Genomic DNA, 17,642 nt, shown 5'->3' with positions numbered 1-17,642 from the left:
CGTGGTTCTCCGATCTGTGATCAGCCCGTCGTGCTATATTTCGGTGCCAATGGTATCGAAACTGGCATTCAGCCCGCTGCGGCTGGGTCCCCTCACCCTGAAGAACCGCTTCATCAAGGCGGCGACGTTCGAGGGCGTGATGCCGCGCGGCACGGTCAGCGACGCGCTGATCGACTTCCACACCGAGGTCGCGCGCGGCGGGGCCGCGATGACGACCGTGGCCTACTGCGCGATCTCCCCGGGCGGCCGCGTTCACCGCGACACCGTCGTGCTGGACCGCGACCGCGTGCCCCAGCTGCGCCGACTGACCGAGGCCGTGCATGCCGCGGGTGCGCTCGTGTGCGCCCAAATCGGCCACGCCGGGCTGGTCGCCAACACGCTGTCGAACCGGACGCCGACCCTGGCGCCGTCCACCCGGGTGAGCGCGCCGGCCATGGGACTGGTTCGCGCGGCCACCGCCGAACAACTCGACGCGGTCGTCGACGGCTTCGGGACAGCGGCCCAAAACGCGGTCGACGCCGGATTCGACGCCCTCGAAATCCACATGGGCCATGGCTATTTGCTCAGTTCGTTCTTCAGCCCGAATCTGAACAGGCGCACCGACCGCTTCGGCGGCGACACCGTGCGCCGCGCCGAACTGGCCCGTCGCGTCGCCGAACGGGTCCGGGCCACCGTCGGCGACTCCGTTGCCGTCACCGCCAAGTTCAACATGGACGACGGGGTGCGGGGTGGCTTCTGGCTCGACGACAGCATCCCCACGGCGCGGCTGCTGGAGTCCGACGGGCACCTCGACGCGTTGCAGTTGACCGGCGGCAGCTCGCTACTCAACCCGATGTACTACTTCCGCGGCGATGTCCCCATGGACGAATTCATCGCCTCCCAACCCCGGCCGGTCGGCGTGGGTCTGCGCGTGATGGGCCGGCGGCTGTTCCGGACCTATCCGTTCGAAGAGGCGTTCTTCTCAGCACTCGCGCGCCAGTTCCGCGCGGCGATGTCGATGCCCTTGATCCTTCTCGGCGGCATCAACCGGCTCGACACGGTCGAAGGCGCCCTGGCCGAGGGGTTCGAGTTCGTCGCCATGGCCCGCGCGCTGCTACGAGATCCCTTCCTGGTCAACCGTTTTCGAGAGGATTCCGCCACCGAAGGGTTGTGCATCCACTGCATGAAATGCATGCCCACCGTCTACAGCGGAACGCATTGCGTGGTGCGCGAACGGATCGAGGCGGCGCCGGTGGCCTGACGGGGCTTACGGTGGAGCCATGACTTCTGAGCTTCCTGTTCGTATCGGTGTGCAGCTACAACCCCAACACGCTCCGCAGTACGGTCAGATCCGCGACGCCGTGCGCCGGTGCGAGGACATCGGCGTGGACATCGCCTTCAACTGGGACCATTTCTTCCCGCTCTACGGCGATCCGGACGGCGCGCATTTCGAATGCTGGACCATGCTCGGGGCTTGGGCCGAGCAGACGTCGCGCATTCAGATCGGTGCGCTGGTGACGTGTAACTCCTACCGCAACCCGGAACTGCTCGCCGATATGGCCCGCACCGTCGACCACATCTCCGACGGGCGACTGATCCTGGGCATCGGTTCGGGGTGGAAGCAAAAGGACTACGACGAGTACGGCTACGAATTCGGCACCGCCGGCAGTCGCCTCGACGACCTGGCGACCGCGCTCCCCCGGATCAAAAGCCGGCTGGCCAAGCTGAACCCGGCGCCCACCCGGGAGATCCCGATCCTGATCGGCGGCGGGGGCGAACGTAAGACGCTGCGACTGGTCGCCGAACACGCGCACATCTGGCACAGCTTCACCGCCGCCGACGAGTTCCCGGCCAAGTCGGAGGTCCTGGCGCGCCACTGCGCCGACGTCGGTCGCGATCCGGCCGGCATCGAACGCTCGGCGGCCGTGAAAAACGGCGGCGAACTGCTGGCCAACGCCGAAACGCTGGTCGGCCTCGGCGTCACACTGCTGACCGTGGGATGCGACGGCCCGGGTTACGACCTGAGCGACGCCGAAGCGTTATGCAAGTGGCGCAATAACCGCTGAATGGGCGGCCGCCGGCTTTGCTCCGGGTTCATTCGCCAAACACGTGAACGCGCGCGTCAATTCGTGAGAAACTCTCAGCGCCAGATGGCCGAACCGGCGCGAAAGAGATTCGACAAAAAGATGCCGAAGAAATACGGGGTCAAAGAAAAGGACCTGGTTGTTTCGCACATCCTCCACCTGTTGTTGACCGGCAAGCTGCGCAGCGGGGACCGCGTCGACCGCAACGAAATTGCGCTGGGCTTGGGAGTCAGCCGGGTCCCCATTCAGGAGGCACTGGTCCAACTCGAGCACGACGGCATTGTGTCCACCCGGTACCACCGCGGCGCCTTTGTCGAGCGTTTCGATGAAGCCACCGTCCTCGAGCACCACGAACTGGACGGGCTCCTCAACGGGATCGCGTCCGCACGCGCGGCGACCAACCCCACCCCGCGGATCCTGGGGCAGCTCGACACCCTCATGCGCTCGCTGCGCGCCGCCAAGGATGCGCGCGCGTTCAGCGATATCGCCGCCGAATATCGGCGCACCGTCAACGACGAGTACGCCGGGCCGCGGCTGCACGCGACGATCCGCGCCTCGCAAAACCTCATCCCCCGCCTGTTCTGGACGACCTATCAGGGCGGACGCGAGGAAATACTGCCGTTCTACGAGGACGAGAACTCCGCGATACACCGCCGCGATCCCGACGCCGCGCGGGCGGCCTGCGTCGACCGCTCCTACCTGATGGCCCAGACCATGCTTGCCGAGCTGGTTCGGCGCAGGGTCTTCACGCCGTCCGACGACATCGGACGCGTGGCTGCCGGCCCCCTTCAAGTGATTACCGGCGGCGAGGCGATCTCGGCCGAAGCGTCGTTGGCGCTGTAGAACCGGCGCTGTCCGGGCCGTGCCGCCGCCGGGTCGATACGGTGGCAGTGATGAGTTTGCCCGTGCGCCGGCGCGCCACGCGCCTTGCCAAGCTGTTCGCACTGGCCTCGACATTGCTGGTGGTGTGGGGGTCGACGTCGATCACGCTGGCCAGTCCCGCGGCGGCCGACCGGAACCAATGCGCGCCCGCCGGCCCGAAGAGCGCGGCCGTGTTGCCGGAGGAACTGGCCCATAGCGGCGCCATGGGCCGGCCCGACGAGCACACCACGCCCGGCGTCGAGCCGTTGAGTTCGGTGAACGTCGACACCCTGGGTTTGGGCACGCCGGGGGTGTTGACCGTCGGCACCCTCTCGGGCGCTCCGCCCCACATCTGCATCACCCCCACCGGCCAGTACAGCGGGTTCGACAACCAGCTGCTGCGGGCGATCGCCCGCAAGCTCGGTCTTCAAGTCCGCTTCGTCGGCACGGATTTCGCCGGGCTGCTCGCACAGGTGGCGACGCACCGCTTCGACGTCGGGTCCTCGTCGATCAAGGCCACCGCGGAGCGCCGCCGGACCGTCGCCTTCACCAACGGCTACGACTTCGGCTACTACTCGCTGGTGGTGCCCCCCGGCTCCGCCATAAAAGACTTCAGCAATCTGACCGCCCGGCAGCGCATCGGCGTCGTGCAGGGCACCGTCGAAGAGTCCTACGTCGTCGACAATCTGCATTTGCAGCCGGTGAAGTACCCCGACTTCGCCACCGTGTATGCCAGCCTCAAGACGCGCCAGATCGACGCGTGGGTGGCGCCGGCCGGGGAGGCGGCCAGCACGATCCAGCGGGGCGATCCGGCGGTGATCGTGGCGCACGCCTTCAGCAACGAGGGCTTCGTGGCGTACGCGGTGGCCAAGGACAACAAGCCTTTGGTGGACGCACTGAATTCCGGGCTCGACGCCGTGATCGCCGACGGCACCTGGTCAAACCTGTACTCGCAGTGGGTTCCCCGCACCCTGCCGCCGGGCTGGAAGCCCGGATCGCTGGCCGCGCCCCCGCCGGTCCTGCCGGATTTCGCCGCCATCGCGGCGAGTCAACACCACAAGAACGTGGGCCCGGCCGCGCCCAAGTCGACGCTTGCGCAGTTGCGTGACTCGTTCTTCGACTGGGAGATGTACCGGCAGGCCATTCCCGCTCTGTTCAGCACGGGGCTGCCCAACACGCTGATCCTGACCAGCAGCGCCAGCGCGATCGGGCTGACGCTGGGCATGCTGCTGGCCATCGCCGGAATATCACAGTCGCGCTGGCTGCGCTGGCCAGCGCGCGTGTACACCGACGTTTTCCGGGGGCTCCCGGAAGTGGTGATCATCCTGATCATCGGGCTCGGTGTCGGGCCGATAGTGGGCGGGTTGACCAACAACAACCCGTATCCGATCGGCGTTGCCGCGTTGGGGATGATGGCCGCCGCCTACATCGGCGAAATCCTGCGCTCGGGGATCCAAAGCGTCGATCCCGGCCAGTTGGAAGCGTCCCGCGCGCTGGGGTTCAGCTATCCGGTGGCGATGCGGTTGGTGGTGGTGCCCCAGGGAGTGCGACGAGTGCTGCCGGCGCTGGTCAATCAATTCATCGCGTTGCTGAAAGCCTCTGCGCTGGTGTACTTCCTGGGCCTGGTCGCCGACCAGCGGGAGCTGTTCCAGGTGGGCCGCGACCTCAACGCGCAGACCGGCAACCTGTCGCCGCTCGTCGCCGCCGGCGCCTTCTACCTGATATTGACTGTGCCGTTAACGCATTTGGTGAATTACATCGACGCTCGGCTGCGCCGTGGTCGCGCCGCGGTCGACCCCGAGGACCGGCCCGACATGCTCACCTCGACGTTCGGCCAGGAGATCACGTGAGTTCGGGCGTCGTGGCCCGTTCGTCAGTCTCTTTGGCGTGCAACGGCATTCACAAAACCCTGGACGGTACCGCGGTGCTTCGCGGCGTCGATATCGACGTCCCCGCCGGCAGCACGGTGGCGGTCATCGGGCCGTCCGGCTCGGGCAAGTCGACGCTGCTGCGCACGCTCAACCGCTTGCACGAGCCGGACAGCGGCGACATCCTGCTCGACGGCAGGTCGGTGTTGAAAGACGATCCCGACCAGCTACGCCAGCGCATCGGCATGGTGTTCCAGCATTTCAACCTCTTCCCGCACCGCACCGTACTGGACAACGTGGCCCTGGCACCGCGCAAGTTGCGGCGTCTGCCCGCCGACCGGGCGCGCGACTTGGCGCTGACCCAGCTGGACCGAGTTGGCCTGAAACACAAGGCCGGTTCCCGCCCCGGCATGCTGTCGGGCGGCCAACAACAGCGGGTGGCGATCGCCCGCGCCCTGGCGATGTCGCCGCAGGTGATGTTTTTCGACGAGGCGACCTCGGCGCTGGATCCCGAAATGGTCAAGGGAATTTTAGAACTCATTGCCGACCTCGGTGCCGACGGCATGACAATGGTTGTCGTAACCCACGAAATGGGTTTCGCCCGGTCGGCATCCGACGCGGTGGTTTTCATGGATCACGGCAAGGTCGTGGAATCGGGCCCGCCCGAGCAGATATTCGAAGCCGCCGAGACCAAACGGCTGCAGCGGTTTTTGTCCCAAGTGCTTTGATCCCCACTGCCCTAATGGGCAATAGCTACCTTGTAAGCACCTGATAACGGGTTAGACTCCCGATTTATGGCAGACAGCGAATCGAACCCGGCCGACGTTGCCGAGCTCGCCGAAGGTTTGCACCGTGCGCTGTCCAAATTGTTTGCCATGCTGCGGCGTGGGGACCCCAGCGGGGCCGCCGCCGGGGAACTGACCCTGGCGCAGCTGTCGATCCTGGTCACCTTGCTCGATCAGGGGCCCATCCGGATGACCGATCTGGCGGCGCACGAACGGGTGCGGACTCCCACCACAACCGTGGCGATCCGCCGGCTCGAGAAGGTGGGGTTGGTCAAGCGTTCCCGCGACCCGTCCGATCTGCGGGCGGTCCTGGTCGACATCACCCCGCGCGGGCGAGCCGTCCACGGGGAGTCGCTGGCCAACCGCCGCGCGGCCCTGGCCGCGATGCTCAGCCAGCTCCCCACCGACGACCTCGACACCCTGATGAAGGCGCTGGCGCCGCTGGAGCGGTTGGCGTCCGGCGACCCCACGTCCGGCCCGGCCGGCGTGCCGCCCGCCCGCCAGGAAGCCTGAAAGCTGCTGGCGGTCAATGCTTTTCGCTTGCCGTTGGGGTCTGGGTAGACTTTCCCTCATGCCCACTGCACTCATCACCGGCGCCGGACGCGGGATCGGTACGGCGATCGCGACGGCGCTGGCGCCGACGCACGCCCTGCTGCTGGCCGGCCGCCCATCCGATCGGCTCGACGCGGTCGCGGAGCGACTCGATGCCACCACCTTTCCACTGGACCTGACCGACGGGGGCGACATCGAGGCCGCCTGCGAAATCGTGGACGAACTCGACGTGCTCGTGCACAACGCGGGACTGTCGATCCCCGGGAACGTCGCCGATTCCCACGTCGACGAGTGGCGTGCCACCTTCGCCGTCAACGTCTTTGGGCCGGTGGAACTCACGCTGGCGCTGTTGCCCGCGCTGCGACGCGCCCGTGGCCAGGTCATCTTCATCAATTCTGGAGCGGGCCGCAACGTCTCGCCCGGCATGGCCTCCTATTCGGCCAGCAAGTTCGCAGTCCGCGCCTTCGCGGACTCCCTGCGCAACGACGAGCCGGAATTGCGCGTCACCACGGTCTATCCGGGCCGCACCGACACCGACATGCAACGCGAACTCATCGAATTCGAAGGCGGAAGCTACGATCCCGCCAAGTTCTTGAAGCCGGAAACCGTTGCGGCCGCGGTCGCCAACGTGGTAGCCACCCCACCCGACGGGCACGTCCACGAGGTGATGCTTCGGCCGGCCGGTCGGTAGCGGCGTTACACGACGAGGTTGACCAGCCGGCCGGGGACCACGATCACCTTGCGCGGGTTCGCACCCGCCAGGAACGCCTGAACCTTCTCGTCGGCCAGCGCGGCGGCCTTCAACGTGTCCTGGTCGGCGTCGGCGGCCACCGTCACGCGTCCGCGCACCTTGCCGTTCACCTGCACCGGGTATTCCACCGTGTCGTCGACGAGGTACGCGGGGTCGGCCACCGGGAACGGCCCGTGCGCCAGCGAGGTGGTGTGGCCGACCCGTAGCCACAATTCCTCGGCCAGGTGCGGAGCCAGGGGCGCCAGCATCAACACCAGCGGCTCGACCGCCGCGCGGGGCACCGCCTCACGGTGCTCCTTGGTGAGGTGGTTGGTGTATTCGATCAGCTTGGCCGCGGCGGTGTTATTGCGCAGTGCGGCATAGTCTTCCGCGACTCCGACGATTGTGCGGTGCAGCATCCGCAAGGTGCCGGTGGCGAGCTCCTGCGCGGGCCCGTCGAGGACCCGCGTCTCACCGGTCTGTTCGTCGACCACCAGCCGCCACACGCGCTGCAGGAATCGGTGGGCCCCGACGACGTCCTTGGTCGCCCAGGGCCGGGAGGCCTCCAGCGGTCCCATCGACATCTCGTAGACCCGCAGCGTGTCGGCGCCGTAGTCGTCGCAGATCTCGTCGGGCGAGATCGAATTCTTGAGGCTCTTACCGATTTTGCCGAACTCCTGGAAGACTTCGACCTCTCCCCCGGGTCCCGGGTAGACGAAACGGCCGTCCCGCTCGACCACCTCTTCGGCGGGCACGTACGACCCTCGGGCGTCCGTGTAGGCGAAGGCCTGGATGTAGCCCTGGTTGACCAGCCGGCGGTAGGGCTCCCGCGAGCTGACGTGTCCCAGGTCGTAGAGAACCTTGTGCCAGAACCGCGCATAGAGCAGGTGCAGCACGGCGTGTTCGGCGCCGCCGACGTACAGGTCGACGCCGCCGGGATCCTGCGGGCCGTGCTCGGCCGGCCGCGGGCCCATCCAGTAGGCCTCATTCTCCTTGGCGCAGAACCGTTCCGAGTTGTGCGGGTCGGTGTAGCGCAGTTCGTACCAGGAGCTGCCGGCCCACTGCGGCATCACGTTGGTGTCGCGGGTGTAGGGCTTGAGGCCGTCACCGAGATCCAGCTCGACGTGCACCCATTCCGTGGCCTTGGCCAGCGGCGGCGAGGGCTCGCTGTCGGCGTCGTCGGGGTCGAACAGCACGGGCGAGTAGTCCGGCACGTCGGGCAGCTCGACCGGCAGCGCGGCTTCGTCGAGTGCGTGCGCGCGTCCGTCGGCGTCGTAGACGATCGGGAACGGTTCACCCCAGTACCGCTGGCGGGCGAAAAGCCAGTCGCGCAACTTGAATTCGATGCGGGCCTGGCCCCGGCCTTCGGACTCCAGGCGGGCGGTGATCTTTTCCTTGGCGGCAGCCACGTCCAGGCCGTCGAGGTAGCCGGAGTTGACCAGCACCCCGTCACCGGCGTAGGCCGCTTCCGAAATATCCCCGCCGGCAATGACTTCCACGATGGGCAGGCCGAACTCGTGGGCGAAGTCCCAGTCCCGCTGGTCGTGGCCGGGGACGGCCATGATGGCCCCGGTGCCGTACCCGGCCAGCACGTAGTCGGCGATGAAGATCGGCACGGGTTTGCCGTTGGTGGGGTTGGTGGCGTAGCTGCCCAAAAAGACGCCGGTCTTCGCCTTGCTCTCCTGGCGCTCGAGGTCCGACTTCGAGGCGATGGCCTTGCGGTAGGCGTCGACGGCTTCGCCCGGCGTCGCGGCGCGATACGTCCAACGCGGGTCGGTGCCGTCGGGCCAGGCGGCGGCGACCAGCTCGTCGACCAGGTCGTGCTCGGGGGCCAGCACCAAGTAGGTGGCGCCGAACAGCGTGTCGGGCCGGGTGGTGAACACCTCGATGTCGACCGCCTCGCCATCGGCCTTGGTCGCCGCGAACAGCGCCTTGGCGCCGGTGGACCGGCCGATCCAGTTGCGCTGCATGGCCTTGACCGGCTCCGGCCAGTCCAGCAGTTCGAGGTCGTCGAGCAGCCGGTCGGAATAGGCGGTGATCCGCATCATCCACTGCCGCAACCGCTTCCGGAATACCGGGAAGTTGCCGCGGTCGCTGCGGCCGTCGGCGGTCACCTCTTCGTTGGCCAGCACGGTGCCCAGCCCGGGGCACCAGTTCACCATCGAGTCCGCCCGGTAGACCAGCCGGTGGCTATCGATCACGTCGGCCCGCTCCCCCGCCGACAGAGCGGCCCAGTCCCGCCCGTCCTCGAGCCGGCGTGCCCCGGAATCGAATTCGGCGACCAGCTCGGCGATGGGACGCGCCTTGTTGGCGGCGGTGTCGAACCAGGCGTTGTAGATCTGCAGGAAGATCCACTGCGTCCACTTGTAGAACTCGACGTCGGTGGTCGAGAAGCTGCGTCGGCTGTCGTGGCCCAGCCCCAGGCGGCCCAGCTGGCGCCGGAAATTGACCACGTTGGCCTCGGTGCGGGTGCGCGGGTGGGTGCCGGTCTGCACGGCGTACTGCTCGGCGGGCAGCCCGAACGCGTCAAACCCCAACGCGTGCAGCACGTTACGGCCCGTCATGCGGAAATAGCGGGCGTACACGTCCGTCGCGATGTAGCCCAGCGGGTGGCCGACGTGCAGCCCCTCCCCCGACGGGTAGGGGAACATGTCCTGCACGAACAACTTGTCGTCGGGGACCGAAGACCCGTCTGGCGGCGCCAGCGATCCGACCGGGTTGGGCACATTGAACGTCCCCAGCTTCGCCCAGTTGTCCTGCCACGCGCCCTCGATCCGGCCCGCCAGCGCCGCGGTGTAACGATGCGGCGGCGCGTCGGAGTCCGGCTGGGCGGCGCCAGGGCCGCTGCCTGTCGAAGTGGTCGGGGATTCGGTCACTTGAACAGGGTATAAGGGCCGACACGGCCGTTCGCCGGCCACAGGTTGGTCTCGGTTCCGTTGCGCGCCGATCAGGGGTTCATCCCAGGTGTATTTCGGGCCTGTTCACAGCCTTTGACCTCTAGTTACAGTCGGCCACTATCGACGGCTTCTGGTATTTGAGCCATGGGAAGGACCGACGCAGATGATTGACATCGTCCCCGTCCACCGGGCACTTCTCGGCGGCATGGTCGCCGGCCTGATGGGTTTGGCGGTTGTTGCGAGCGGCACCGCATCGGCGGACCCGTTGCCCCCGGCGCCGGCACCGGTTCCCGCCGTCCCCGCGCAGGCGCCGCAGAACCTCGGGCCCGAGCTGGTGCCTCCGAGCAGATACCTCGCCGCGCCGCAGGCGGCCACTCCCCTGGCGCCGCCGGCCACCGCCGGGACTCCAGGAACGACGGCACCCGCCGCGGCCGCCCCGGCTGCCGCTCCGGCCCCGGCCGCGGCCCCGGCTCCCGTTCCCGCGACCTCCGGCACGATTCGTGAATTCCTGCAGTCGAAGGGCGTCAAGCTCGAGGCGCAGAAGCCGCAGAACTTCAAGGCGCTCGACATCACCCTGCCGGTGCCCGCCCGCTGGACCCAGGTGCCCGACCCCAACGTGCCCGACGCGTTCGCGGTCATCGCCGATCGGCGCGGCAGCAGCATCTATTCCTCCAACGCCCAGGTGGTGGTGTACAAGCTGGTCGGGGATTTCGATCCGAAAGAGGCGATCGCCCACGGCTACGTCGACAGCCAGAAGCTGCCGGCGTGGCAGCCCACCAATGCCTCGATGGCCGACTTCGGGGGCTTCCCGTCGTCCATCGTCGAGGGCACCTACCGCGACGGGGACCTGACGCTGAACACGTCCCGGCGCCACGTCATCGCCACGTCGGGACCCGACAAATACCTCGTCTCGCTCGCGGTGACCACCGACCGCGCGGTCAGCGTCGCCGACGCCCCGGCGACCGACGCCATCATCAACGGTTTCCGGGTCGCCGCCCCCGGTGGGGCCGCCCCGGCGCCGGCCCAGGCCCCGGCCGCCTCGCCGGTCGGGCGACCCGCCCAGCCACCCGTCGCTCCGGCACCCGCCACCGCTCCGGTCGCCCCGGCTCCGGCTGCCCCGGTCGCTCCGGCGGCTCCGGTTGCCCCGGTTGCTCCGGTCGCCCCGGCCCCCGCCACGGCCCCGTTGGTGCCGCTCGCCCAGACGACACCCGCGGCCCCGGCCCGGCTCCCCGCGCAGGCTCCGCTGCCCAACCAGCAGCACACGCCCAGCCTCCTGGCCATGGTGCCCGGCTTGCCGCCGCTGCCGAACTTTTCGTTCCTCCAGCACTGAGCCCGGCGGGACCCACACCCCGCAGAGCCGGATGAGCGGGCCGGCAACCCGGCTCGTATTGTGGGCCCATGCTGATTGCGGGCGTGCTGTGCATGTGTGCGGCGGTGGCCTCGGCGGGGTTCGGCACCTGGTCGCTTGCGCACAATCGGAATTTCGGCGCCACGGCGCTGGCGCTGCGCGCCATGGCGCCCACCCAGTTGGCGGCCGCGGTGATGCTGGGCGCCGGTGGCGTGGTGGCGCTGGCCGCGGTCCCGCACACCGCACTGGTGGTGCTGATCGTGTGTGTCGCGGGGGCGCTGGGGACGCTGGCCGCGGGCTCCTGGCAGAGCGCGCGTTTCGCGCTGCGCCAGGAAGCGGCGGCGCCCGCGTGCGCGGGCAGCTGCGCCGGCTGCACGCAGTCGTGCCACTGACCTTCTAGCTGGGGAGCCCTAGTTTCGGCTGATGTCGATCGGGTGGGTCGCGAGCAGCGACAGCGGCAACGGCTGCCGACGCAGGACGTGACCCCACAAATCTGACCTCGGCCCGACGAGAACGTCGGAGGGCAAGGCGGACAAGACAATCCAGTCGTCGCGTTCGATCTCGCCTTCGAGCTGACCGATCGTCCAGCCGGAGTACCCGGCGAAAATCCGCACGCCCTCCACCAGGGGAGCGATGGCGTCGGGGTCGGCGTCCAAATCGACCATCACCACCCGGCCGTCCACATGCCGCAAGCCCGGCACGTCGTGCGGATCGGCGCCGACGCGCAACGTCGCCAGACATAGCGCGGCGTCACGCTTCACGGGGCCCCCGATGAACATCGTCTTCGGCTTCGCCGACAGGTTGGTCCACTGGGGCAGCACGTTGTACACCGCGGTTTCGCTGGCGCGGTTGAGCACCACACCCAGCGTGCCGCCATCGTTGTGCTCGACGATGTAGATCACGCTGCGCCGAAACGTCGGTTCGAGAAGGTCGGTGTTGGCGAGCAGCAAAGTGCCCGCGCGCACCCGTTGCGCGGCGGGTGCGACATAGTCCTCTGGATCCTCCGGCGGCGGCACCCCACCATCATCGCATCCGGCCGATCGTCGCCCAGGGCAATCGCGACCGCGGGCCACGGCGATTTGTACTGTTGTTGGGACAGCTCTGAGCGCACGAGTTTGCCAGCCCCAATCGCGGAAGTCGGTTTCGGTGATCCCAACCCGGATGCAGTCCAGCGCACCCGTCGAAATCTGGCGGTCCGTGCGCGGTTTGCCAGACTTCTGGCGGCTGCTGCAGGTGCGCATGGCGAGCCAGTTCGGTGACGGACTGTTTCAGGCGGCGCTGGCCGGAGCGCTGCTGTTCAACCCGGATCGCGCGGCCGATCCGCTTTCCATCGCGCGCGCCTTCACGGTCCTGTTTCTGCCCTACTCGCTGCTGGGGCCGTTCGCCGGCGCACTGATGGATAGGTGGGACCGCCGGCTCGTGCTCGTCGGAGCCAACGCGGGCCGCCTGATCCTCATCGCCGCGATCGGCACGATCCTGGCGGTCCGGGCGGGCGACCTGCCGCTGCTGCTGGGCGCATTGTTCGCCAACGGCTTAGCCCGATTCGTCGGGTCCGGGCTGTCCGCGTCGCTGCCGCACGTGGTGCCGCGCGAGCAGGTGGTGACGATGAACTCGGTGGCCACCGCGGTCGGTGCCATCGCGGCGTTCGTCGGCGCAAACTTCATGCTGGTGCCGCGGTTTGTCTTCGGCGCCGGCGACAAGGGCGCCTCGGCCATCGTCTTCATCACGGCGATTCCCGTGGCGATCGCGTTGCTGTTGTCGTGGCGGTTCGGTGCGCGGGCGCTGGGCCCCGACGACACCCGGCGCGCGATCCACGGCCCGGTCATCTACGCGGTGGTCACCGGCTGGCTGCACGGTGCGCGCACGGTGGCGCAGCGCCCGACGGTCGGCGCCACACTGTCGGGGCTGGCCTCGCACCGGATGGTGGTCGGCATCAACTCGCTGCTGGTCCTGTTGCTGGTCCATCACATGCCCGATGCCGATGGCGGGGGATTCGGGACCGCGCTGCTGTTCTTCGGCGCGGCGGGCTTGGGCGCCTTTTTGGCCAACCTGCTGACGCCGCCCGCGATCCGGCGGTGGGGGCGCTATGCGACGGCAAACGGTGCGTTGGCGGCCTCGGCGATCATCGAGATCGCCGGCGCCCAGCTGCTGGTCCCCGTCATGGTGGCGTGTGGCTTTCTCCTCGGCGTCACCGGTCAGGTGGTCAAACTCTGCGCCGACACAGCGATCCAGATGGATGTCGACGACGCTCTTCGCGGGCATGTGTTCGCCGTGCAGGACGCGCTGTTTTGGGTGGCGTTCATCGTCGCGATCACGGTGGCCGGAACGTTGATCCCCGGCGACGGACACGCGCCCGCGTTCGCATTGTTCGGCTCGGTGCTCTACCTGGCCGGCCTGGCGGTGCATAGCTTCATCGGTCGCCGCGGCGAGCAGGCGAATGATCGCTAGGGTGACGACGTGAGGTGTCCAATGGCCGCGGCCGGCAGGGGAGCGCAGCGATGACAGGTCCCGCACCCATGGTCGAGGACCTGCGCGCCGAGAGCGAGGCGCTCGACGCCCTGGTCGCGCCGTTGCAGCCCGAGCACTGGGCCGACCCGACGCCCGCGCCCGGCTGGACCATCGCGCACCAGATCGGACACCTGTTGTGGACCGACCGCGTCGCCCTGATCGCGGTGACCGACGAGCCCGGATTCGCCGACGTGCTGGCGGATGCGGCCGCCGACCCGACGGGCTTCGTCGACAAGGGTGCCGAAGAACTTGCGGCCCTGGCACCGGCCGAGCTGCTCGCCGACTGGCGCACCACGCGACGCCGGCTGCACGAGGAGCTGCTCGGGGTCACCGCCGGCCGCAAACTCCCGTGGTTCGGCCCGCCGATGAGTGCGGCCTCGATGGCCACCGCGCGGTTGATGGAGACGTGGGCGCACGGCCTCGACGTCGCCGACGCGCTCGGCGTCACGCGCCCCGCGACCGACCGCCTACGGTCGATCGCTCATCTGGGGGTCCGCACCCGCGACTTCGCCTTCGCCGTCAACAATCTCGCGCCCCCGGCCGAACCGTTCCTGGTCGAACTGCGCGGACCCGGCGGTGACATTTGGTCCTGGGGACCGCCGGAGGCTGACCAACGGGTCAGCGGCTCCGCGGAGGATTTCTGCTACCTGGTCACCCAGCGGCGCCCGCTGAGCGCCCTGGACATCACGGCCCAAGGCGCCGACGCGCGGCGCTGGCTGGAGATCGCGCAAGCTTTCGCGGGGCCTCCCGGCGTCGGGCGATGAGCGCGCGATTTGGCTGAAGCCGCGGGTGCCGGCCACGCGGAGCGCCACTTCTGTCTCATGCGTCGCTCGGAGTCGGCACCCATCCTTTGCCCGCCTCACAGCGACAAAAGCCAGCGCGGTGCCGCCGGCCCGTCGAACGCCACACGGTGTCGCTACGAGGTGGGCAGCAGGCATGTCCCTTCCCGGAGAGACGACCGGTGTGACCAACGCGGGGGGGCCCGTCAACCGAGCCCGCGCGATGAGCGCGTAAGCGCCATCAGTGCAGGGGGCCGCCGTAACTCGCCCGGTTCTCGGCCTCGGCCTCTTCTCGCAGCGCAGTGATCGCGAGGTTCAGCCGGTCGGCCAACTCGCCGTGGCCGTACCCGGTCATCACACCGGGATGGAGGGTCAGTTTGATCAGGCGACCGTCGGAATTCGCCACGGCGTACACGTCGCCCAGGTCGACGCTGTAGGTCACCGCCTCGGCCTGCGCCACGAGGGCTTCCCACTTGTCGGCCGCTTCGCTCAGTTCCCGAAGAACCGATTCGACGAGATCCTTATCGCTGAGATTCGCGCGACTGCCCGAACCCGACACGAGGAACAGTATCGTCGACCCCTCCGACCAGCGTCAATTCATACGCGATGGGTTCTCGACTCAACCGCCGGGCGTCGACCCGGCGAGCATGCGATACCACGCGAGGTGATAGTTCGCCGACACCGTGTCGCCGCTGGCAATGCCTTCGGTGGCGGCCATCAGCATGCACTTGAGCAGCAATCCCGGATTGACGTTCGGATACTGAACCAGCAGCTGATAGCGCGCCGTGTCGAGGTGCACGCGTAGCACGTCGACCTCCTGATCGACGACGAACGTCCCGGCGGCCGTGGCGTCGGCCAGCCGCGTCACGATCTTGGGCAGTTCGGCGTGCGCCCGGGTGGCTTGGCTGAGCACCCTTGCCAGGTCATCGATGGCGGGCAGCTGGCGTGGCTCCACCGACGATCGCGTCGCGGCGAAGTCGGCCGAGCGGCGCAACGAATCACCGGGAGCGTAAGTGACGACGCGTGCCGTGTCGCCGATCAGTGCGGCGACCCTGCCGCCGCGTCGCTCGGGTTCCAACAGCCGCACGCCTGCGGGAAGGCTGATGCCAGACGGGATCCAGCCGTGGGCGAGGTCGGTGACCAAGACCGTGGTCCCGTCGGCGCGATCCCCGATCGCCCAACTCAGCCGTGGCTCTTGCCGGACCACGAACTCAAGCAGCCGGTTCAGCCGGGCGTTGTCGAAACCCGTTGGGGTCACCGGTTTTTCGATGGCGGTCGGCGCGGCTACGACGGGTTCGGCCTCCTCGGCCGGGGCTTCCTGGCTCACCGCGGCCGGCTCGACGGGAACTTCCTGGCTCACCGCGGCCGGCTCGTCGCGGGTGTCCTCCGCCGGTTCCTCCGCGGGCGCGTGGTGGCGCCCGTTCTCGACGGGTTCGACGGGTTCCTCGACGGGCGCCGGCGCGCGATCGGCCGGCGCCGCGAACGGGGGTTCCGCGTCGGTGACCACCGGAATGACCTGCGTCTCCTCGAGGTGCGACGCGTCGGCGACGTCGGCCGGCTCGTCCTCGGCGGGGGTTGCTTCCGGCCCGGCCGTCGGCTCGTCGCCGGCTGCGGGCTCGTCCACCACCGCATGGTGGCGGCCGGTTGCGGCGGGCTCCTCGACCGGCTCGGGCTCGGGGTCCACCGGCGTCTCGACGACCGGCTCCGCTTCGGAGACGACCGGGATGACCTGAGTCTCCTCGAGATGGGACACATCGGGGGCCGCGGCCGGCTCCTCAGCGTGGGTGGCTTCCGGTTCGCCCGCCTCCGGTTCGACCGGTTCGGCTGGTTCGACCGGCTCGACCGATTCGACCGGTTCGGCCGGGCGGGGACGCCATCTCGGGGGCGGCGGGGGTGGCTCGGCGACGTCGTCGACCTCGCGGACCGCGGGCAGCACCTGCGTCCTGTCCAGGTCAGCGCCCGGACCCTCGAGGGTGGGCGGGGCGGCGGCGGGGGGCTGCGCACCGCTCTGCACCGTGTGCAGATAGCGGATCGTCGATTCGACTCGGCGCACGGCGCGGCCGCGTGCCTCCTCGATGACTCGCGCCTCGGCCGCCTGGCGCGCCGGGTCGGTCATGCCCGCCCGCTTGAGCATCTTGAGTTGGTCGTTGGCGCCGTTGGCTATGCGCTGCAGGTCGGCCTTGAGATACTCTGCGAGAGTTGCGGTTTCGGCGGTGACCGTCGACAATTCGGCAGGCCACAGCCCGCCTGTCACCCAAGGGGTGCAGTCGATGGGAGCGCTGAAAGCCGGAATCGCCAGCGATTCCCGGGTAGCCCTCCGGAGGCGCTGACGCGCCGTCATCCGACCGAAGATCGCCACCAGCTAAGCGTACCGGCAGCGGGCGTTCGACTTGTGCGGTCAGTGAATTGTGCGCCCGCAACGGCCTGGGTAGCGTGGGGACATGGCTGAATCTGCACTGCAGCAGCAACTCGACGAGGTGCGCGCCCTACTCGCCCGCGCGCGAGAGTTGTTCGGCCCCAATCCCGTCGAGCCGCCCACGGGGATCGCTCCCGATCCCAGCGCAGCTAAGCCGTGGCTGCGCTAGCACCGCGTTGCATTTGAGATTCGTGCAGGACGGCTAGCGTCCGCCGTTGCGGCGGCGCAGTTTGTGCGCCAGCAACTTCTCGATGGCGGCGTCGAGGTCCCGGGGGGTCGGAACCTCGGCGGAAGGGGTGTGCCCTGCCGCGACAATCTCGTCGCGGATCTCCAGCAACGCCTTGAGGCACGACACATCCGCGGTGAGCACGATGCCCTGCGCCAAAGTCTCGGCGTCGGTTTCCATCGCCTCTTCGCTCAGCGCGACGCTGTGCATATATCCGCCGCGGCAAGAGCGGACCAGGATGTGCCCACTCGGGTGAACGGTGTCGAAAGCGGGATTCGCGTCGGTCATCGACCGCGGTCGACGACGTCGCCGAACTTGCGTGCAGCCTCCTGCTCGTGCTGTTCCCACATCGTCGCCGATACGGTCAATTGGTCGGCCAAATCCGCGTGGTCAGCGGCCTGCTGCTCATAGCACTGCCGTCGCAGCTCGAGCAGCTCGCGGCCGGCATCGCGCAGCTCACTAAAGATCGGCCCGAGCGAATCGAGGCTCTCCTGGATCGCGGCGTGCGACGACGGGACGGTGCGCAAGTACTCCGAGGTGTCCTGATGATGCGCGGCGGCCTGACGTAAGTGCGCGGGCACCACATGTATCGAATCTGCCATCCGCTGT

At 68.6% G+C, this 17,642-nt stretch carries 18 protein-coding genes; 12 read left to right on the top strand and 6 right to left on the bottom strand.

All coding sequences use genetic code 11. The features are described 5' to 3' along the window. The first annotated feature begins 49 nt into the window (after positions 1-49). The 7 genes from OCQ_RS00285 (at position 50) to OCQ_RS00255 (ending at position 6,820) form a co-directional block, all read left to right on the top strand. Entirely contained in the window at positions 50-1,240 is a 1,191-nt protein-coding gene (locus OCQ_RS00285) for an NADH:flavin oxidoreductase (protein ID WP_014383589.1), read from the top strand. Positions 1,241-1,259: 19 nt separating this feature from the next. Beyond that, complete coding sequence (locus OCQ_RS00280) at positions 1,260-2,045, top strand: LLM class F420-dependent oxidoreductase (protein WP_014378767.1); 786 nt, start codon at positions 1,260-1,262, stop codon at positions 2,043-2,045. A gap of 120 nt (positions 2,046-2,165) precedes the next feature. Next, positions 2,166-2,906, top strand: a complete 741-nt coding sequence (locus OCQ_RS00275; protein ID WP_008262639.1) for a GntR family transcriptional regulator — start codon at positions 2,166-2,168, stop codon at positions 2,904-2,906. A gap of 50 nt (positions 2,907-2,956) precedes the next feature. Beyond that, positions 2,957-4,774, top strand: a complete 1,818-nt coding sequence (locus OCQ_RS00270) for an ABC transporter substrate-binding protein/permease (protein WP_041784732.1) — start codon at positions 2,957-2,959, stop codon at positions 4,772-4,774. Then, complete coding sequence (locus tag OCQ_RS00265; protein ID WP_041784731.1) at positions 4,771-5,520, top strand: amino acid ABC transporter ATP-binding protein; 750 nt, start codon at positions 4,771-4,773, stop codon at positions 5,518-5,520. The genes OCQ_RS00270 and OCQ_RS00265 overlap by 4 nt, the downstream gene beginning before the upstream one ends. A 66-nt stretch (positions 5,521-5,586) precedes the next feature. Continuing rightward, positions 5,587-6,090 carry a MarR family winged helix-turn-helix transcriptional regulator gene (locus tag OCQ_RS00260; RefSeq protein WP_009954167.1) on the top strand — a complete coding sequence of 168 codons (504 nt, stop codon included), beginning with the start codon at positions 5,587-5,589 and terminating at the stop codon, positions 6,088-6,090. Between the two features lie 58 nt (positions 6,091-6,148). Then, a complete protein-coding gene (locus OCQ_RS00255) occupies positions 6,149-6,820 on the top strand; it encodes an SDR family oxidoreductase (RefSeq protein WP_014381571.1) in 672 nt (223 codons plus the stop codon). Between the two features lie 5 nt (positions 6,821-6,825). Here OCQ_RS00255 and leuS read toward each other — a convergent pair whose 3' ends face one another. Next, the gene (gene leuS, locus OCQ_RS00250; RefSeq protein WP_014383586.1) at positions 6,826-9,735 is read right to left on the bottom strand and encodes a leucine--tRNA ligase; all 2,910 of its coding nucleotides are present in this window, start codon (positions 9,733-9,735) and stop codon (positions 6,826-6,828) included. 184 nt (positions 9,736-9,919) lie between these two features. On the opposite strand from leuS, the gene OCQ_RS00245 reads away from it, so the two are divergent. Continuing rightward, complete coding sequence (locus tag OCQ_RS00245) at positions 9,920-11,086, top strand: LpqN/LpqT family lipoprotein (RefSeq protein ID WP_014383585.1); 1,167 nt, start codon at positions 9,920-9,922, stop codon at positions 11,084-11,086. A 68-nt stretch (positions 11,087-11,154) separates the two neighbouring features. Next, the gene (locus OCQ_RS00240; RefSeq protein WP_008262622.1) at positions 11,155-11,496 is read left to right on the top strand and encodes a hypothetical protein; all 342 of its coding nucleotides are present in this window, start codon (positions 11,155-11,157) and stop codon (positions 11,494-11,496) included. An 18-nt stretch (positions 11,497-11,514) separates the two neighbouring features. On the opposite strand, the gene OCQ_RS00235 is transcribed toward OCQ_RS00240, so the two are convergent. Further along, positions 11,515-12,120: a YqgE/AlgH family protein gene (locus OCQ_RS00235; RefSeq protein ID WP_014381568.1), complete on the bottom strand. Its 606-nt coding sequence runs from the start codon at positions 12,118-12,120 to the stop codon at positions 11,515-11,517. Positions 12,121-12,265: 145 nt separating this feature from the next. Here OCQ_RS00235 and OCQ_RS00230 point away from each other — a divergent pair, with 145 nt between their 5' ends. Both OCQ_RS00230 and OCQ_RS00225 read left to right on the top strand, forming a co-directional pair. Continuing rightward, the gene (locus OCQ_RS00230; RefSeq protein ID WP_014383584.1) at positions 12,266-13,552 is read left to right on the top strand and encodes an MFS transporter; all 1,287 of its coding nucleotides are present in this window, start codon (positions 12,266-12,268) and stop codon (positions 13,550-13,552) included. Positions 13,553-13,602: 50 nt separating this feature from the next. Further along, positions 13,603-14,376 (top strand): TIGR03084 family metal-binding protein, encoded by a 774-nt coding sequence (locus OCQ_RS00225; protein ID WP_041784729.1) that lies wholly within the window; start codon positions 13,603-13,605, stop codon positions 14,374-14,376. Between the two features lie 256 nt (positions 14,377-14,632). On the opposite strand, the gene OCQ_RS00220 is transcribed toward OCQ_RS00225, so the two are convergent. Together OCQ_RS00220 and OCQ_RS00215 are read right to left on the bottom strand one after the other, a co-directional pair. Next, on the bottom strand, positions 14,633-14,959 hold the full coding sequence (locus OCQ_RS00220; protein ID WP_170320646.1) for a DUF2710 family protein: 327 nt from the start codon (positions 14,957-14,959) through the stop codon (positions 14,633-14,635). Positions 14,960-15,010: 51 nt separating this feature from the next. Further along, positions 15,011-16,750 (bottom strand): DUF5631 domain-containing protein, encoded by a 1,740-nt coding sequence (locus OCQ_RS00215; RefSeq protein WP_014383582.1) that lies wholly within the window; start codon positions 16,748-16,750, stop codon positions 15,011-15,013. 82 nt (positions 16,751-16,832) lie between these two features. Between OCQ_RS00215 and OCQ_RS26750 the strand changes: the two genes are divergently transcribed. Next, positions 16,833-16,976 (top strand): hypothetical protein, encoded by a 144-nt coding sequence (locus OCQ_RS26750; RefSeq protein WP_014378759.1) that lies wholly within the window; start codon positions 16,833-16,835, stop codon positions 16,974-16,976. Positions 16,977-17,009: 33 nt separating this feature from the next. On the opposite strand, the gene OCQ_RS00210 is transcribed toward OCQ_RS26750, so the two are convergent. Both OCQ_RS00210 and OCQ_RS00205 read right to left on the bottom strand, forming a co-directional pair. Beyond that, entirely contained in the window at positions 17,010-17,321 is a 312-nt protein-coding gene (locus OCQ_RS00210; RefSeq protein ID WP_008262605.1) for a DUF2694 family protein, read from the bottom strand. Beyond that, complete coding sequence (locus tag OCQ_RS00205) at positions 17,318-17,635, bottom strand: ESX-1 secretion-associated protein (RefSeq protein WP_008262603.1); 318 nt, start codon at positions 17,633-17,635, stop codon at positions 17,318-17,320. Before OCQ_RS00205 ends, OCQ_RS00210 begins: the two co-directional genes overlap by 4 nt. Positions 17,636-17,642: the final 7 nt, after the last annotated feature.

The organism is Mycobacterium paraintracellulare, from assembly GCF_000276825.1.
In the GTDB taxonomy this organism is placed as follows: Bacteria; Actinomycetota; Actinomycetes; order Mycobacteriales; family Mycobacteriaceae; genus Mycobacterium; species Mycobacterium intracellulare.
This window is presented reverse-complemented; position numbering and strand designations above follow the sequence as displayed.

What these genes read in the sequence shown, in the direction of transcription:
- OCQ_RS00245 (WP_014383585.1), top strand. Translation starts at nt 9,920, where the DNA reads ATGATTGACATCGTCCCCGTCCACCGGGCACTTCTCGGCGGCATGGTC.
- OCQ_RS00285 (WP_014383589.1), top strand. Translation starts at nt 50, where the DNA reads ATGGTATCGAAACTGGCATTCAGCCCGCTGCGGCTGGGTCCCCTCACC.
- OCQ_RS00230 (WP_014383584.1), top strand. Translation starts at nt 12,266, where the DNA reads ATGCAGTCCAGCGCACCCGTCGAAATCTGGCGGTCCGTGCGCGGTTTG.
- OCQ_RS00280 (WP_014378767.1), top strand. Translation starts at nt 1,260, where the DNA reads ATGACTTCTGAGCTTCCTGTTCGTATCGGTGTGCAGCTACAACCCCAA.
- OCQ_RS00255 (WP_014381571.1), top strand. Translation starts at nt 6,149, where the DNA reads ATGCCCACTGCACTCATCACCGGCGCCGGACGCGGGATCGGTACGGCG.
- OCQ_RS00270 (WP_041784732.1), top strand. Translation starts at nt 2,957, where the DNA reads ATGAGTTTGCCCGTGCGCCGGCGCGCCACGCGCCTTGCCAAGCTGTTC.
- OCQ_RS00260 (WP_009954167.1), top strand. Translation starts at nt 5,587, where the DNA reads ATGGCAGACAGCGAATCGAACCCGGCCGACGTTGCCGAGCTCGCCGAA.
- OCQ_RS00210 (WP_008262605.1), bottom strand. Translation starts at nt 17,321, where the DNA reads ATGACCGACGCGAATCCCGCTTTCGACACCGTTCACCCGAGTGGGCAC.
- OCQ_RS00240 (WP_008262622.1), top strand. Translation starts at nt 11,155, where the DNA reads ATGCTGATTGCGGGCGTGCTGTGCATGTGTGCGGCGGTGGCCTCGGCG.
- OCQ_RS00205 (WP_008262603.1), bottom strand. Translation starts at nt 17,635, where the DNA reads ATGGCAGATTCGATACATGTGGTGCCCGCGCACTTACGTCAGGCCGCC.
- OCQ_RS00275 (WP_008262639.1), top strand. Translation starts at nt 2,166, where the DNA reads ATGCCGAAGAAATACGGGGTCAAAGAAAAGGACCTGGTTGTTTCGCAC.
- OCQ_RS26750 (WP_014378759.1), top strand. Translation starts at nt 16,833, where the DNA reads ATGGCTGAATCTGCACTGCAGCAGCAACTCGACGAGGTGCGCGCCCTA.
- OCQ_RS00225 (WP_041784729.1), top strand. Translation starts at nt 13,603, where the DNA reads ATGACAGGTCCCGCACCCATGGTCGAGGACCTGCGCGCCGAGAGCGAG.